Here is a 15,672-nt window from a genome sequence, read left to right on the forward strand (position 1 = left end):
TCCCAGAAGTAACCATTGTCTGGAAAACAACATAAATGGTTGATTTCCTACTCAATCTTGCTTATACTTCCCAATGTAAGCTTTACTTGCCATAGTAAAAAATATTGGCATAAAGATTGGTAGGAGAGTGCAATGATCAGTTATCGGGCTGTGCGCGATGGGTGTTTGGTAAGTTTCCTGGCGATTCTTTGCATCGGCTTTGGTAGTAATCTAGTCAACCAAGAGCCAACTCTTGGACAGTCCCCAGCGAAGAAAGATGTGATTGTGGCGATGACAACCAGCATTGAAGATAGCGGGCTGCTAGATGATTTAGTTCCGGCGATTGAAAAGAAAACAGGATATAAGCTCAAAAAGGTTGCAGTCGGAACCGGACAAGCTTTGGCTCTGGCTGAAAAAGGTGAGGTTGACGCGCTATTCGTCAATTCACCTAAAGCCGAACGCAAAGTTTTGTCAGGTGGTGCGGTGATTAATCGCCACTTGGTAATGCACAATGACTTTGTGATTGTCGGCCCAGATGCTGACAAGGCAAAGATCCGAGGTAAAAAGAATGCTGTGGAAGCGTTCAGTCTGATTGCCAAAAATCAAGCATTGTTTGTATCGCGGGGTGATGACTCAGGGACTAACAAACTAGAAAAAGATTTATGGCAACAGGCAAATATCACACCATCTGGCACTTGGTATCAGCAAACAGGTTCAGGAATGGCGCAAACTTTGCAAGTCGCTAACCAAAAACTAGGATATACCTTAGCAGATCGAGCAACCTATATATTTCAGAAGAAAAACCTGTCTTTGCCCATACTAGTGCAAGGAGACAAGAAACTGTTAAATCTATACCATGTCATGGAAGTAAATTCTCAGAAATTTCCCAAGGTGAACAGTGCAGGAGCTAAAGCGTTTATTAATTTTGTCTTATCTCCTGAAGGACAGACAATAATTGCAGCCCACGGCAAAAAAGAGTTCAAACAACCGCTATTTTATGTTGATGGCGGTAAAACGGAGAAAGATTATGGCTTTTAAAGAAACTTGAGTATCTGAACAATGAGCCAAAATATTCTTTGAATTGAACACAGTAAAAGTTATTCTTTTTTATACCAGGAGTAAGCTCATGACAATCCAACAAAACTCGCCCGAAACCGACCCACACCACCATACAGCGAAAATCAAAGGTAAGTTGAACGATCTGATTACACACTTGCGTGAAGATGTTAGCAAAATCGAAGATCCAAAGGCTCAGGCTCTTTTTGAGACTACAGCCGAAGTACTCAAGGGTCTGGTGAATGCTTACAATGATTACGATAAACATTCAGAGGAAGCATGGAAATAAATACTATAGCATTTCCTAAGCAACGGAGGTAAACCCAAATCTTTTTTACCAAACGCCATCTACTCAAAGATGGGGCAAGGAGGATTTTGGCGGTGGTTTTCGTATTTGCACCCAAAGTCGGGTTTTTAATAGTAAGTGTTCTTGTTTTTGTGTTGCAAGCTATTGCAGTTCTAACCACAAGCGGTGATTTGTCTGCTTCACCTTCGACATAGGATCTTGCAGCAGATGTGTAGCATTTAGAGCAGACAACCTCAACTAATGCCGTATATTCTGCTACTTCTGCAAGTATAGATATCTGAGCTTTGATAGCAGCAATCAGATTGTCAGGGCAATAAATTGTGAATACAATCATCGAAGGAGCTGTGAAAGCTCTTGAGCTATTAACCAGTGGCGATAGTGACGTTTTCCAAGTCATGACGATGACATTGTTCGTCTCTGGAACAGCTACAGCCATTAGCGTTTTACTGGGACTACCATTAGGACTGTGGCTAGCATTAGCGGATTTCGTCGGCAAGCAGACTCTGACTAGTTTGATTAACTTCGGTATGGGATTGCCACCTGTCGTAGTCGGTTTATTCGTCAGTTTGTTTTTGTGGCGATCTGGTCCGTTAGGAAATTTTGATTTGATGTACACGCCCACAGCGATGATCATAGCCGAAGCCATCATTGCTTTTCCAATTGTCGCTGGCTTCAGTTTTGCGGCAATTATCAGTATTAATCCGAAACTACGCTGGCGATTGTTATCAATGGGAGCGACACAGTGGCAAGTCAACTGGTTGCTAATCAAGGAAGCGCGGTTAGGATTAATGGCTGCAATCATGGCTGGTTTTGGTCGCGTTATCTCGGAAGTTGGTGCATCCATGATGGTGGGCGGCAATATCAAGGGGCAGACAAGAGTCCTGACTACAGCGATCGTTTTGGAAGTAGGGAAAGGAAATTACGATGTTGCTATGGCGATCGCATACATTCTTCTGATCATCACATACACCGTTATCGTGTTGCTGACTATCCTACAGCATGACAAGAAAATCCTATGAGTACTAACGAATATGCCCTGAATATGCGACAGGTTAGCGTCGATAGCAAAACACGTAAAAATATCCTGTCAATTGAAAATTTTACAGTCCGTCCTGGAGAATTGGTTGCTGTACTTGGCCCCAATGGCGCTGGTAAAAGCACTCTGTTAAGAACAATCAATCTCTTGCAACCTTACCGTGGTGAGATGCAATTATTTGGAGAGGATGTCCGCAATGCTAATAAAACATTGTTGCGTCGTCGTTCAGCTTTGGTATTCCAGGAAACATTACTACTAGATGACACTGTTTTTAATAATGTTGCCAAGGTATTAAAGTTTCGCGGCACACCAACACACAAGATTAAGCAAACGGTACATACTGCACTTGCAACTTTTGGCTGTGAACACCTGGCAAATCAGTCAGCTCGTTCTCTCTCCGGTGGTGAAGCAAAGCGGGTTTGTATTGCCTGTGGTTTAGTTGCTGATTCCGAATTGCTGCTTTTGGATGAGCCTTCTGCCTCTTTAGATGTGGGAATACGTCCCCAGATGATTGAGAAAATTAGACAATGGGCGCAAGCGAGGGGATCAGCAGTGATATTAGTCAGTCATAATTTTACAGATATACTGCATTTTGCTGATCGAGCGATCGCTTTATTTGACGGTTGTATTGTCCAAGATGATAACTTGGAAACTATCATCCGCCGACCAGCTAACGAGCAACTTGCCAGACTCGTAGGGATAGATAATATTATTCCGTGCCATGTAGAACGGAGTAGCTCTGGGAGTTTTATCAAACTTGCAAACGGGATAAAGTTTTTATATGCTGGGGAAATCACAAAGCCAATTACTGCATGTTGTTTATCTGCCGATACTTTCAATCTTTACGATGCAAGTTCTTCAATGCGACACAAACTGTGTTCGGTAATTATTGAAGGGCTAGTAGAACGGGTTTTAAATGGTATTGGGATTTGTAGTATTTGGGTTAAGGTAGGAGAAGAGACTTTAATTGCCAGAGTGCCTCGGAATCATATATTCGGCAATGTATATCCCCATGAAATAATTAAGCTGGCATTCAATCCTAAAGATGCACATTTTGTTTAGAAAAATAGACGGTTTTATACTAGAAATAGCGGGATAAATAAGAATTTAGTCAGTCCAATTAGCAAAATACTCTAAAATTTTACACGCCGCAGTATTTATCTTATTAAAACCATCATCCGGTGCAAGCATTTCTTTGGGTTTATGAATATACTCAGCACTCTAACTGGGCAGTCAAAACTGTTTCGGTAATACCGGATTTTGATGCAGTCTGGATTAGTGTTGCCGCGACTTTTTTCGCCTGTGAAGCGGTTGACCAACTTCCTTCCATCATCGCAACCACGATCGCACCTTGCACTAAAAGAAGCAGTTGCCTGGCTAACTGTTCCGGCGATGAAACTTCTGCTTCTTGAGCTAGACTCTTGATATAACGGTAAATCGATTGTTGATGCTCCAATGCCACTCGATGTCCAGGATGGTCAGCATTCGCTAGTTCCACTGAAGCATTAATGAATGCACAACCTCGAAAATCTGGGCTTTCAAACCATTCCCGTAACGCATCAAATATTGCCAATAGTTGTTGGGATGGGTTAGAAGCTCGTTGCTCAATCGTGGTTTTGAGCCATTCACACCATTGTTCATCCTGTTGTAGCAGCCACGCTTCAATCAATGCATCCTTTGACTTGAAATGATTGTAGAGTGACATTTTAGCAACCCCAGATTCCGCAACGATTCTGTCAATACCAACATTGCGAATTCCCTCGCGGTAAAATAAGCCTGATGCTGTACTTAGGATGCGATCGCGAACAGATTTACGGGTTGTTTTTGCTTTAGTCATTTAGCTCGCATCCTTGAATAATGTTTAATTTTTCAATAGTTGATAAATAATAATGACAAAAATCTTCTCAATTTCACAAGGGGTTAAACCTGAATATTGACTAGCTTTTTGAAGTGACTGTGTGAATATAACAAAAATTGTAAATTAGAAAACACTCTTAACTCTTCTTTGATTGATTGTAAAGATTAGAGTGTTTCATCTATAGCAATTTTATGTGATTATGTGAAAATTTGTGGTGTCCAGATCCCCGACTTCTCAAAGAAGTCGGGGATCTAATTTTTCATGAATGATTTAGGGCTATTATCAATTGCTTGTCCTATTCTTTCATTCGCCAAAGCTTCGATTATTTCTGAGGATTTAAGAAAAAACCATCTATAAATAATAAAACGTTTATCCCAAAAGTGATTGATGAACTGCAAGCAGACCAAAGTCCCCCCGAACTTCAGAACTGCTACCGATCAAGTACTTCCACAATCCTCCAGAGACTTATGGAGCAAGATCATCAGTTCATCAAACAATTGGTTAACTTATGGGATTTGGCTTCATCACTACAGCGCAAGTGCTTGGAGATCCTTTGTGCTTTAGCGATTTAGATTCCCTATAAATCAAGAATATCATACATTTGGCCAATTTACTTGCGCTGAGGAATTAATTTACAAACAGTATTCGTGGTTACAATTACTCATCAGCTAAAGAGCCTCAAAGCCGATAATTACGTTATTCTGTTGTTGAAAGTTGAGAAAATATCGTCGATTTCTTCTTGGAGAGATATCTATAGTGAGGACAGAATTTAAATCATTTATCTCTTCATCTACAGTTAGAACAGTCTGTCTATTTTTATTAACAAAAGTCTTATATATAAAAGGATTGGGGTTGCTTTAAATTTATACAGAACTGTCTATTATAAATCAACTTTGTTCCTATTTTGCAACATTAAATTAGTTGAGTGTTATCAAGATTACTATTATTAATTAAAAAGGTTGATAGGATTTTGAAATCAAGGAACTCCAAGAAGTTTCTGACAAAATTAAACAGATAGAAGAATCATTCTTCTTATCAGCTATTGCACAAGGAGCAATCAGCCATGCCAATGAAGTTGTTTAAGTGCGACGAAACTATCCCAGAACGGGAGAAGCACATATATATTAAAGAAAAAGGAGAAGATACAACCCAGTTTCTCCCTAGCGCTCACGTCGAAACCATTCCCGGCTCATTATCTGAGCGCGGATGCAGCTATTGTGGTGCAAAGCTAGTAATTGGTGGTGTCCTCAAAGATACTATTCAGTTGATACATGGGCCTGTGGGCTGTGCTTATGACACATGGCACACCAAACGCTATCCCAGCGACAATGGCAACTTCCAACTCAAATATGTCTGGTCATCAGACATGAAGGAACAGCACGTTGTCTTCGGTGGTGAAAAGCTGCTCAAGAAGGCGATGCTCGAAGCCTTTGCAGAATTTCCCCACATTAAGCGGATGATGGTGTACACCACCTGCTCTACTGCTTTGATTGGCGATGATATTAAGCCTGTAGTCAAAGAAGTCGAAAAAGAACTTGGTGATGTCGATATCTTCACCGTTGAGTGTCCCGGTTTTGCTGGGGTGAGTCAGTCCAAAGGACACCACGTATTTAACATGGGGTGGATGACTGACAAGGTAGGAACCTACGAGCCAGAAATTACCAGCCCATACACAATTAATGTGATTGGTGACTACAACATTCAAGGGGATACCTTTGTAATGGAGAAGTACATGGAAAAAATGGGCATCCAAATTATTGCCCATTTTACCGGCAATGGTACTTATGACTCCTTACGCGGGATGCACAGAGCGCAGCTGAATGTAACCAACTGTGCCCGTTCTGCTGGGTATATTGCCAATGAATTAAAGAAAAAATATGGCATTCCCCGCATTGATGTGGATACCTGGGGCTTTGACTATGCTAAGGAAGGGTTACGCAAAATCGGGGCTTTCTTTGGGATTGAAGATAGAGCCGAAGCGGTGATTGCTGAAGAAGTCGCTAAATATGAATCGAAGCTTGAGTGGTACAAAGAGCGCTTGACTGGCAAAAAAGTCTGTATTTGGACAGGTGGACCACGTTTGTGGCACTGGACTAAAGCTCTGGAAGACGATTTAGGAATGCATGTGGTAGCGATGTCGTCCAAGTTTGGACACCAAGAGGATTTTGAAAAGGTAATTGCCAGAGGTGAAGAAGGGACTATCTATATTGATGATGGTAATGAACTCGAATTTTTCGAGGTGCTGGAAATGGTCAAGCCGGATTTGGTTTTGACTGGGCCACGGGTGGGTGCTTTGGTGAAGAAGTTGCATTTGCCTTATGTGAATGGTCACGGCTACCACAATGGCCCTTATATGGGTTTTGAAGGTGCGGTGAATATGGCAAGGGATATGTACAATGCCATTTATTCTCCTCTGATGAAACTCGCTAAAGATGACATCCGTGGTGAGCAAATGAAAACTATTATCCGTGAAGAAAATAGGAAAGTTATAGACAGCGAAGTACAACAATCTAAATTTGTTGATATTACCTCAACCGAACCGCTCACAGCACTTGGAAGTTCAAAATCTGATACTCAACCATTGCTATTACCTGCTAATCAAGCATTACATCGGGAGAGCGAATTACAACAATCTAAATTTGTTGATATTACATCAACTGAACCGCTCGCAGCACTTGGAAGTTCAAAATTTGATACTCAACCATTACTATTACCTGCTAATCAATCATTACTTCAAGAGCAGCAAATTGGCGGTAATTTTCTTGCCTTTTTCGAGCAATTGCCTAAATACTTAGGTATATTTTTCACCCAATACCAGATGCCAATTATTTGTTTTGCTACAATTATTGTAGGGACTCTGGCAATTAAACTAGTTCTAGCTGTATTAGATGTACTAAATGAAATTCCGCAGCTAAATCTAGTTTTTGAGTTAACTGGAATTAGTTACATAATTTGGTTTTTTTTCCGATATCTACTCAAAGCTTCTACTAGGCAGGAATTAGCTGTACAAATTAGTTTTATCCAAAAAGAAATTGTTGAGGGACAAGATTCATAAGCTGTTATGCCTCCACATTTGCTTTCTTTCATAGTAAAAGGCATCACCGTGCCAAAAAAGGTTTCTTGTACGCTAAGAAAATTTCAAGTGCCTGAAACGACGATTTTTCGTTCAAACTAGATCAAAATTAGCAGCATAACCATAGTTCTTTCACCAATCTGATGCGAGAAAGCACTTATTGAAAAGCTTACCCCATCTTAGATTAGGGAACTCCAAGAAATAAATTGTCCAATATTATGGGGTGGGCAACATGAGCGCCCAGTCAATAGGGCGGGCGCTCATGTTGCCCACCCCACAAGAGTTAATTGGATATTTTTTTATTTTAGGACTTACGCAAAAATTGCCAAAAAGCTTAATTTCTCGTTCGCGTAGCGTGCCGCAGGCATACCGCCAAGACGCCAAGAACGCCAAGAATTCGTAGAGAATGCGTAAGTCCTATATTTGTCAGTCCCTTAAACTAAGTGAGACTCTGACGAGTCCCGCTCGTCTTCAAAACCGGACGTGACACTTTCACATCATCCGACTCCTCAATGACTTGGCTCTGCCTAATCGCTAAACTCTCACCCATTTCAACATCTTGGGATCTTTATCATAGCGATAGGTAAAGCTGTCCTTAGTAGTAATAGACTCGCCTTTACTTGCCTTACTTCTAATAGTACTAATGGAATAGTATGTTAATGCATTCATTTCTTTATGAGAAAATCCTTCGACTGTGTTTATTTCTGCTTGGTTTAGGGATTTATCTTGAGATGAATCATCTGTTTTTATTTGAGCATTTGTTGGGGGTTTAGTAATACTTGCGTTTTGAGTCCGATAATCCTGCACAGTCATAAGCTGCCAGCTGGAATCTTGTGAAAGTTCTAAAACCCATTGATGATAATCAAACAGGCTTTCCCGATGCCCAACACTGATAAATGTTGTTTTCGTTTCTTGTAACTGTTGATATAAACTTCCTTCATTTTTCAAATCCAAAGCACTCGTTGCTTCATCTAAAATAGTAAAACTAGGATGAGTAACTAACAGTCGTGCGAAAGCAAGGCGTTGTTGTTCTCCTATTGATAATATGTTCTCCCAAGGAACTTCTGTATCAAAGCCATCGACTCGACTAAGTAAGTTTTGCAGGTTGACTTGTTGCAATACTGCTTTGAGTTCTACGTCGGTGATCTGACGATTAGTATTAGGATAAAGTAACTGTTCGCGTAAAGTTCCCAAGATTATATAAGGACGTTGGGGTAAAAACAAGACTTCTTCTAAGGGAGGTCGCACTAAACGACCAGTCCCTGCATTCCACAAACCAGCGATCGCTCTCAATAGAGAACTTTTGCCTCGACCACTAGGGCCAACAATTAATAATCCTTCTCCAGCTTGAACAGACAAAGATAAATCTTCGACGATTACCTGTTCATAGTTGGGCGTTTGTAAGGTAACATTCTCAAAAGCCAGATGGTTTTCTTCTATTGTTTTAATAGTACTGACATTTTCTGGTTGTTTAGTTACTTCATCTAAAGCATCTGAAAACTCAGATAAACGCTCAACATAACTAGAAAATCGTCCAGAAGTCCCAAATTCATTGATTAATTCTGCCAAAGCAGTAGCAAATAGGTTACAGGCTAGAGCTGCTTGGCTAATTTCTCCAAAATCCATTTCCCCTTTAATGTCTAAAGGACCGAATACTATAAATGGAAAGATTTGGATTACAGCCTGATATCCTCTATTAAAAATATCTTTGTTTCTCTCCCAATTTATCTTGCGCTTGGCATTTTTTATCAAATGACTAAATCGGCGGACAATGATATTTGATTCTTGTTTTTCTCCCCGAAAGAAAGCTATTGATTCAGCATGAGTGCGAACATGAGTCAGACAATAGCTGTAGTCAGCTTTCGATTCGAGTTCTTCTTGATTAATCTTATTTAATTCTTGAGTCAAGTAAACGGCAATCAAATTGCCTATGACCGTATAAGCAACTAAAATTACCGCAACTTGCTGAGAGATTGACCAAAGTATTATTAAAAAAGCTGTCATTTCCAGGACTTTTTCCAGGAAAGTAGCTGAAAAACTCAACGCATTGCTGGCAATGGGTTCTATTTCTTGAGATAGATGTTGATCTGGATTATCAATATCAGATTTAAAGTTTATTTTGTAATAGGCTCGACTGCTCAAATATTTTGATAGAATGCGATTATTTAGCCATTGGTACCAATCGAGAGCGATTTGCTTTCTAAGGAATTTAGAAAACCCAACCAAGAGGGTTACCAATGCCAGAGCTATACCATAAAGTAATAAAGCATCAAAAAACTTAGACAGATCCTTCTCTTTAATAATGATATCGAGTAAATAGCGATTGATGAAACTATTAAAAACAGTCGTACCTACAAGCGCAATTATTAATAATATCAGGAGAATGAGCATTCCCCAGGCGCGAATCACATCTGAAAATGCTCTTTCTCCTGGCTCTGTTGGATACCAGTAAGGCTGGACAACCGCTTTTACGTCTTCCCAAAATTGAGTAAAACCGGAAAAAGCATTTGTTAAAGGTTGGGCTGGAACAACTTGGGTTGGCATATTCTGGAGATTAACTGAATATCTGTTGTAAACCAAAATAGTACTTTCGTACTAAATAATTAGTCCTAGCTATTGAGTAATATTTTTTTACTCGATAGTTAGAACTTAGAACCATCTTTGCACTTAGATGTTTGCTTGTGCTTGCTCAATGCAAGCTTTCAACCGTTCGGCTAAAACCTGAACAATACAAAATAAGATTTAGTTTGACAATCTTTAAAAGAAGCTTGTTTGTTTAAAAACAATATACTGAACTTCAACTTATGAATCATCTCAGCTTTATCAACAAAATGCAATAGGAGTAAAACAGTTAAGTGGACAGTTAAGACAGTTAAGACAGTTAAAATAGTAAGAGAATGGAATTCGTGGCTACACAAAAAAAGTCCGCCTACGCGGACTAATAAAAAATTAAGGTTTTTGAACCCAGGTCGGTGGGTTTTGTCTGTGTAGCCGCGATTTCTAATTGCGATCGCTCACTCATGAACACCAGAGATAGTTTGTAAATGCAAAACCTGCTTGATACCACCAAAGCGGCTTGTTGATGGGTATGGCTGCGTAGGCAAGACTTTTGTACGCGATCGCAGCAGTTTATGAGAAATAGTTAGTTGTCTCTTGTGGAAGTGCGATCGCACTAATCGTCAGTTAGGCGAATTTAATTGCTGCGATCGCACCCCACAAGCATGAGGTCTTGACAAAAATATAACTGTTAGAATCAGCATAATGGTGTCAAAGTGCGAAAAAAAACACACCCAAGAGGAAAAAAATGCCAGCCATTGTTAAACTACAACTCTCCTTAGAAACTTTAGCAGAAGCAATATCTTCCCTTGATTTAACAGAAAAATGTCAACTTCAAGAAGCTCTTGAGCAACAAATTTTTGAAGCCGAAGAAGCTTTGTATGAAGACGATGCAGAAACACTGGCAGAAATTCAAGCAGTTCGCACTGAGTATAGCGATGGTGAGTCGGTGACTATAGATGAATATCTTGCTAACCGCTCAGAGCAGAGATAATGAGTTATGCGATCGTTATTTCCAAGTCTCGCAACATCCGGGCTTTGCCTGTGTAGCCAAGCAAGTGCAAAGTAATGAATATTATAGAAATAATATTTAGTGTGAGACATTTAGGAGAACAAGTTTTGGCAACTATTACTGATATTGGTACACTGATCAACCATCATTCTGGAATACACGGCGGTTGTCCGATTATTGCTGGTACAGGCGTGACAGTCAGACGCATAGCCATCTGGTATAAACAAGGTTACAGCGCCGAAGAGATTGCAGATCAAATTAGTCATTTGACCTTGGCGCAGGTTTATGCAGCTTTAGCTTATTATCATGCTAACCGCGACCAAATTGACGCTGACATTGCAGCAGAAGAGGCAGAGGGAGACAGATTAGAGAAACTGCATAAAACTCAAAAACTTTCATGAGCCGAATTCGCTTATATATGGATGAGGATTCTACCGCACGTTCTCTAGTTCTGGCTCTACAAAATCGTGGTGTAGATGTGATTACAAGTCTAAATTTGAATAGGCTGGGATATACCGATGAAGAACAGCTAACGTGGGCAAGTGAGCAAAGTCTTGTTTTATATAGTTCTAATATCAGAGATTTTTATCGGTTGCACACTGATTTGTTGACCAAAGAACAATCTCATGCCGGGATGATTTTGGTACAGCAGCAACGTTACTCAGTGGGGGAACTAATGCGCGGTATTTTGAGATTAATTGCAGCTAAGTCAGCAGAAGAAATGCAGAACCAGGTAGAATTTCTGAGTACTTGGATTGATGAATAGTATCCAATACGGTTCAGTTAGAACCCCTGGCGATCGCTCATCGACAGTCTAGACAATTTCTTTGATGATTTCATGACTAATTGCGATCGCTCACTCATCGACACCAGAGAGAGTTTGTAAATCCGGGCGAATGGAATGATGCCTCCGGTGCGCGGCTTGGGCGAACGCGGCTACACAAGCAAAACATAGCCGCTACACAAACTCTCGTCCGCCTATCGCGCTTGCGCTGCGCGAAGCGCACCACGCGGACTAACAAACATTACAGCAGTTTTTATGTATTTGAACCACAGATGTCGTAGGGGCACAGCATGCTGTGCCCCTACCGCGTGGTCTATTTACCTGAAAATAGCTGTAAGGGTTTTGAACCCACGCAGGTGGGTTTTGTCTGTGTAGCCGCGATTTCTAATTGCCAGGTATATTTGCAAACGTGAAATGCTTACTACTAAGATTCCATCTCTGCCAATTCTAACCAGCGTTCAGTCGCTACATCGATCGCGTGCTTGAGCTTTTCCACATGATCATACAGTTTTTGCACTTGGCTATAATTCCCCGGTGAGACATTCGTGAGCGTTTTCTCAGTTTCTGCCTTCTCAACCTCTAACTGGGCAATTTTACCCTCCAACTGCTGAAATTCTTTTTTTTCCCAATTGGATAACCTACGCCGCTTTGTATTCTCTACATCCTTGGGTGAAGCCGCACCATTTTGGACTTCGGCATTTTTCGGCTTCTCCTTACTATTAGCAGCTTGTTGCTGTGCTTCTTCAGCCTTCTTATAGTCGAGATAAATCGAGTAATTACCTGGATATTGCCTCAGATTACCGCCTTCCTCAAAGGAAAACACTGTGTCGATGGTGCGATCGAGAAAGTAGCGATCGTGAGAAACTACAATTACACACCCTACGAAATCTTCTAAATAATCCTCTAGTACTGCCAATGTCTGCACATCTAAATCATTTGTCGGTTCATCTAGAATCAACACATTGGGCGCACTCATCAAAACCCGCAACAGAAATAAACGGCGTTTTTCACCACCCGAAAGTTTATTAATTGGAGCATACTGTTGATTACCAGGAAACAAAAACCGCTCCAACATCTGGGAAGCAGTAATTTGAGTACCATCGGTAATTTTGATAAATTCACCTTCTTCTTTAATGTAGTCAATCACGCGCTGATTTTCATTTAAAGCTGTGAGCAATTCTTCAGAATGCTGGTCAAAATAACCGATGTGAATTGTCGTACCAATTTCCGCAATACCTGAATCTGGCTGAATCTGACCGGTAATAATCTCCATTAAGGTGGATTTACCTGCACCATTAGCGCCGATGATGCCGATGCGGTCTTCGGGACTAAATTCGTAGGTAAAATTATTAATCAGGGTACGTCCATTGTATGCTTTAGAAACTTGATTTAATTCAATAACTTTTTTACCAATGCGACGACCAACTGTAGAAATATCAACTTTACCCTGAACTTGTTTAAATTCAGTATCCCGCAAAGCATGAGCGCGATCAATTCTAGCTTTTTGCTTAGTACTTCTAGCTTTCGGCCCTTTTTTGAGCCATTCCAACTCGCGCCGCAACAAGCCTTGATGTTTACGTTGACTACTTACAGCAGATTCTTCAGCTAAAGCTTTCTTTTCGAGGTAATATGAGTAGTTACCTGTATAGGTGTAAATGTCGCCTCGGTCAATTTCAATGATCCGATTGGTAACGCGATCTAAAAAATAGCGATCGTGGGTGATCAGAAAAAGTGCGCCACGATAGCGATTTAAATAACTTTGTAACCATTCTACAGAAAGAGCATCAAGATGGTTTGTCGGCTCATCCATGAGCAAAACATCGGGTTCTGATAACAAGGCTGATGCTAAAGCGATGCGCTTGCGATAGCCTCCAGATAAAGTGCCTATCTTGGCATCAAAGTCAGAAATTCCTAATTTTGTGAGGATGATTTTGGCATTAGTTTCTAGTTCCCAAGCATCACTCGTATCCATCTGTTGCATCACCACAGAAAGACGAGACATCAGTTTATTATCATCTGGATAGTGAACCAATTTATCTGAGAGTTCCTCATACTCTCGCACCAAAGCAATATGTTCGCCACTGTCGGCGAAAACTTGCTCTAAAACTGTGTGATTTTCATCTAAATCTGGCTGCTGGGGTAAGTAGATAATTTTAGAACCGGAGTTGATTAAAATTTGTCCACTATCAATAGATTCTAGACCAGCTATTATCTTTAATAGGGTTGATTTACCCGAACCATTAGTACCAATCAAACCAACTTTATCGGTAGCATCAAGGCTAAAGCTAGCATCTTTTAAAATTTCCTTGATGCCAAAGTCTTTTGTTACTGATTGCAGTGTAATAATACTCATAGGATTTAATTCATTAACTATTTTTCATTAGTGAGTAGGCAAGGCACATACCTTACCTACATTAGCTGAACTCTATACAAATAAATCCAAGGGTAAATGTCCATACATCTCGTTGATTCCCTCTTCGTCGTCAGACTGGCAAGATACTAATACTCCACGATGATGTCCAGAGTATGAATCAAGATAGCATAAGCCGTTTTTACCATTTAATTTGATATAAACTGGGCCTTCAGGTGTAAGTAAATTGTCTGGTGGTTCATAACCCAAAGCCAGAGAATAAGTTTTCATTGCCAATATTCCTTCTTCTGCTGTATCAGCACAAATTCCTAAAATTTGGTAATCAGCAAGCTTGGTGAGCAAAATTAAGGCATCACGAATTACTACTTTTTCTGATGGATTCAGGATAGGGGCGATGTCTAGACAGTTGAATTTTTTCAGTAATTTTTTCGCTTCTTCGGCGGTGAGATTGTGATGATTGGAGGTTGACATAAACTTCGATGATTTTCTTGTTGGTTTTTCTGTTGTGTTTGAGTTGGGACTAGCCCAACTTACTAAGTATTGTTTACTCTAATTAAGGTTGATTTTGGACGTTTCCAAGGTTGAATATAAAGGGGACACCGCTTTTTGAGTCACCACCCATAACCAGAACTTTGGGCATCTGAGCGCCGCCACTTCTCCAAGCTTCAATTGCTTCTTTTTGTAGAACTAACTGTCCTCCTTGGGCTTTGAGTGTTTCTGCTAAGAGTCTTTGAGCTTCTGCTCTCCCTTTGGCGCGATTAACATCTGCTTGTGCTTCTTGTTCAGCTTCACGTGCTACATAAACGGCTCTTTGCGCTCGTTGTTCAGCAATTTGTTTTTCTTCCACGGCTTTGGCAAATTCTGGTGAGAATGCTAAATCAACTACGCTAGTATCTAACACAATTATCCCATATTTGTCTAAGCGATCGCCTAAGGCTTGATCAAAGTCTTCTTTCAACTCACTTCTTTTGGTAATTGCTTCTTCTACTGTTCTTCTGGCTGCGGCAATTTTAAATGCTTCTTGTGTTTGGGGTGCAATGATTTTCGATACAATATTCTCTAATGTTCCTTGTTTCCTTCTAACTTCAACTACCTTGATCGGATCGAGGCGAAAGTTAATCGCAAATCTCGCAGATAAATTTTGCAAATCCTTAGTAGAACTCTCGGCTGGCACTTCAAATTTTTGCACTGTCAAATCATACACATCTATCACAGTAATAAAAGGCGGTTTGACGTGAATACCTTCCAATAAAGCGCCATCTTTTGCTTTACCCAAGATGCTGATCACTCCTGCTTGTCCAGGATTAATAATGATAAAGGAATTTAGCCCCAGAATCACTAGTATTGCTAACACAATTCCCAAAACTGTGGTTTGCCAATTACCCAATTGCTGATTTTTCAAATTCCTTTCTCCAATATAAGTTAGGAGTTAGGAGTTAGGAGTTAAGAGTTAAGAGTGATTATTCTACTTATTATCTCCTTTCCCCAGTCCCCAGTCCCCAGTCCCTAGTCGCCAGTCCCTAGTTTTGCTTTGACTTAAGTAAACTCAGTTACTAGTTTAAGTGTCTCATTAGTCTGTCTAAATCAATCTTCAGACTCAGGACTTGGGACTGAAAACTTTGTTTCGTGGTAATATCAGT

General features: G+C 40.4%; 13 protein-coding genes. 8 read left to right on the forward strand and 5 right to left on the reverse strand.

The window, feature by feature from the left end; genetic code table 11:
- The first annotated feature begins 132 nt into the window (after positions 1-132).
- The 4 genes from V7K50_RS13325 (at position 133) to V7K50_RS13340 (ending at position 3,440) form a co-directional block, all read left to right on the forward strand.
- On the forward strand, positions 133-1,017 hold the full coding sequence (locus V7K50_RS13325; RefSeq protein ID WP_334960653.1) for a substrate-binding domain-containing protein: 885 nt from the start codon (positions 133-135) through the stop codon (positions 1,015-1,017).
- Between the two features lie 88 nt (positions 1,018-1,105).
- On the forward strand, positions 1,106-1,324 hold the full coding sequence (locus V7K50_RS13330) for a hypothetical protein (protein WP_334960655.1): 219 nt from the start codon (positions 1,106-1,108) through the stop codon (positions 1,322-1,324).
- Positions 1,325-1,662: 338 nt separating this feature from the next.
- Positions 1,663-2,361, forward strand: a complete 699-nt coding sequence (locus V7K50_RS13335; protein WP_334960657.1) for an ABC transporter permease — start codon at positions 1,663-1,665, stop codon at positions 2,359-2,361.
- Positions 2,358-3,440, forward strand: coding sequence for an energy-coupling factor ABC transporter ATP-binding protein (locus tag V7K50_RS13340; RefSeq protein WP_334960659.1), 1,083 nt, complete (start codon positions 2,358-2,360; stop codon positions 3,438-3,440). The genes V7K50_RS13335 and V7K50_RS13340 overlap by 4 nt, the downstream gene beginning before the upstream one ends.
- 151 nt (positions 3,441-3,591) lie before the next feature.
- Here V7K50_RS13340 and V7K50_RS13345 read toward each other — a convergent pair whose 3' ends face one another.
- The gene (locus V7K50_RS13345; RefSeq protein ID WP_334960661.1) at positions 3,592-4,215 is read right to left on the reverse strand and encodes a TetR/AcrR family transcriptional regulator; all 624 of its coding nucleotides are present in this window, start codon (positions 4,213-4,215) and stop codon (positions 3,592-3,594) included.
- 1,084 nt (positions 4,216-5,299) lie between these two features.
- Here V7K50_RS13345 and vnfD point away from each other — a divergent pair.
- The gene (gene vnfD / locus V7K50_RS13350; protein WP_334960663.1) at positions 5,300-7,291 is read left to right on the forward strand and encodes a nitrogenase vanadium-iron protein, alpha chain; all 1,992 of its coding nucleotides are present in this window, start codon (positions 5,300-5,302) and stop codon (positions 7,289-7,291) included.
- Positions 7,292-7,843: 552 nt separating this feature from the next.
- Here the strand turns inward: vnfD and V7K50_RS13355 are convergent.
- Entirely contained in the window at positions 7,844-9,853 is a 2,010-nt protein-coding gene (locus V7K50_RS13355; protein ID WP_334960665.1) for an ABC transporter ATP-binding protein/permease, read from the reverse strand.
- 760 nt (positions 9,854-10,613) lie between these two features.
- Between V7K50_RS13355 and V7K50_RS13360 the strand changes: the two genes are divergently transcribed.
- The 3 genes from V7K50_RS13360 to V7K50_RS13370 all read left to right on the forward strand — a co-directional run bounded on the left by V7K50_RS13360 (position 10,614) and on the right by V7K50_RS13370 (position 11,643).
- On the forward strand, positions 10,614-10,859 hold the full coding sequence (locus V7K50_RS13360) for a hypothetical protein (RefSeq protein WP_334960667.1): 246 nt from the start codon (positions 10,614-10,616) through the stop codon (positions 10,857-10,859).
- Positions 10,860-10,933: 74 nt separating this feature from the next.
- On the forward strand, positions 10,934-11,278 hold the full coding sequence (locus V7K50_RS13365) for a DUF433 domain-containing protein (RefSeq protein WP_334960669.1): 345 nt from the start codon (positions 10,934-10,936) through the stop codon (positions 11,276-11,278).
- Complete coding sequence (locus tag V7K50_RS13370) at positions 11,275-11,643, forward strand: DUF5615 family PIN-like protein (RefSeq protein ID WP_334960670.1); 369 nt, start codon at positions 11,275-11,277, stop codon at positions 11,641-11,643. Before V7K50_RS13365 ends, V7K50_RS13370 begins: the two co-directional genes overlap by 4 nt.
- A gap of 442 nt (positions 11,644-12,085) precedes the next feature.
- Here V7K50_RS13370 and V7K50_RS13375 read toward each other — a convergent pair whose 3' ends face one another.
- The 3 genes from V7K50_RS13375 to V7K50_RS13385 form a co-directional block, all read right to left on the reverse strand.
- The gene (locus V7K50_RS13375) at positions 12,086-14,014 is read right to left on the reverse strand and encodes an ABC-F family ATP-binding cassette domain-containing protein (RefSeq protein ID WP_334960672.1); all 1,929 of its coding nucleotides are present in this window, start codon (positions 14,012-14,014) and stop codon (positions 12,086-12,088) included.
- Between the two features lie 72 nt (positions 14,015-14,086).
- On the reverse strand, positions 14,087-14,503 hold the full coding sequence (locus V7K50_RS13380; RefSeq protein WP_334799393.1) for a DUF1824 family protein: 417 nt from the start codon (positions 14,501-14,503) through the stop codon (positions 14,087-14,089).
- 82 nt (positions 14,504-14,585) lie between these two features.
- On the reverse strand, positions 14,586-15,434 hold the full coding sequence (locus tag V7K50_RS13385; RefSeq protein WP_334960674.1) for a prohibitin family protein: 849 nt from the start codon (positions 15,432-15,434) through the stop codon (positions 14,586-14,588).
- Positions 15,435-15,672: the final 238 nt, after the last annotated feature.

This window comes from Nostoc sp. (assembly GCF_036917135.1).
GTDB lineage: Bacteria > Cyanobacteriota > Cyanobacteriia > Cyanobacteriales > Nostocaceae > Nostoc.

What these genes read in the sequence shown, in the direction of transcription:
- V7K50_RS13325 (WP_334960653.1), top strand. Translation starts at nt 133, where the DNA reads ATGATCAGTTATCGGGCTGTGCGCGATGGGTGTTTGGTAAGTTTCCTG.
- V7K50_RS13330 (WP_334960655.1), top strand. Translation starts at nt 1,106, where the DNA reads ATGACAATCCAACAAAACTCGCCCGAAACCGACCCACACCACCATACA.
- V7K50_RS13340 (WP_334960659.1), top strand. Translation starts at nt 2,358, where the DNA reads ATGAGTACTAACGAATATGCCCTGAATATGCGACAGGTTAGCGTCGAT.
- V7K50_RS13345 (WP_334960661.1), bottom strand. Translation starts at nt 4,215, where the DNA reads ATGACTAAAGCAAAAACAACCCGTAAATCTGTTCGCGATCGCATCCTA.
- vnfD (WP_334960663.1), top strand. Translation starts at nt 5,300, where the DNA reads ATGCCAATGAAGTTGTTTAAGTGCGACGAAACTATCCCAGAACGGGAG.
- V7K50_RS13355 (WP_334960665.1), bottom strand. Translation starts at nt 9,853, where the DNA reads ATGCCAACCCAAGTTGTTCCAGCCCAACCTTTAACAAATGCTTTTTCC.
- V7K50_RS13360 (WP_334960667.1), top strand. Translation starts at nt 10,614, where the DNA reads ATGCCAGCCATTGTTAAACTACAACTCTCCTTAGAAACTTTAGCAGAA.
- V7K50_RS13365 (WP_334960669.1), top strand. Translation starts at nt 10,934, where the DNA reads ATGAATATTATAGAAATAATATTTAGTGTGAGACATTTAGGAGAACAA.
- V7K50_RS13370 (WP_334960670.1), top strand. Translation starts at nt 11,275, where the DNA reads ATGAGCCGAATTCGCTTATATATGGATGAGGATTCTACCGCACGTTCT.
- V7K50_RS13375 (WP_334960672.1), bottom strand. Translation starts at nt 14,014, where the DNA reads ATGAGTATTATTACACTGCAATCAGTAACAAAAGACTTTGGCATCAAG.
- V7K50_RS13380 (WP_334799393.1), bottom strand. Translation starts at nt 14,503, where the DNA reads ATGTCAACCTCCAATCATCACAATCTCACCGCCGAAGAAGCGAAAAAA.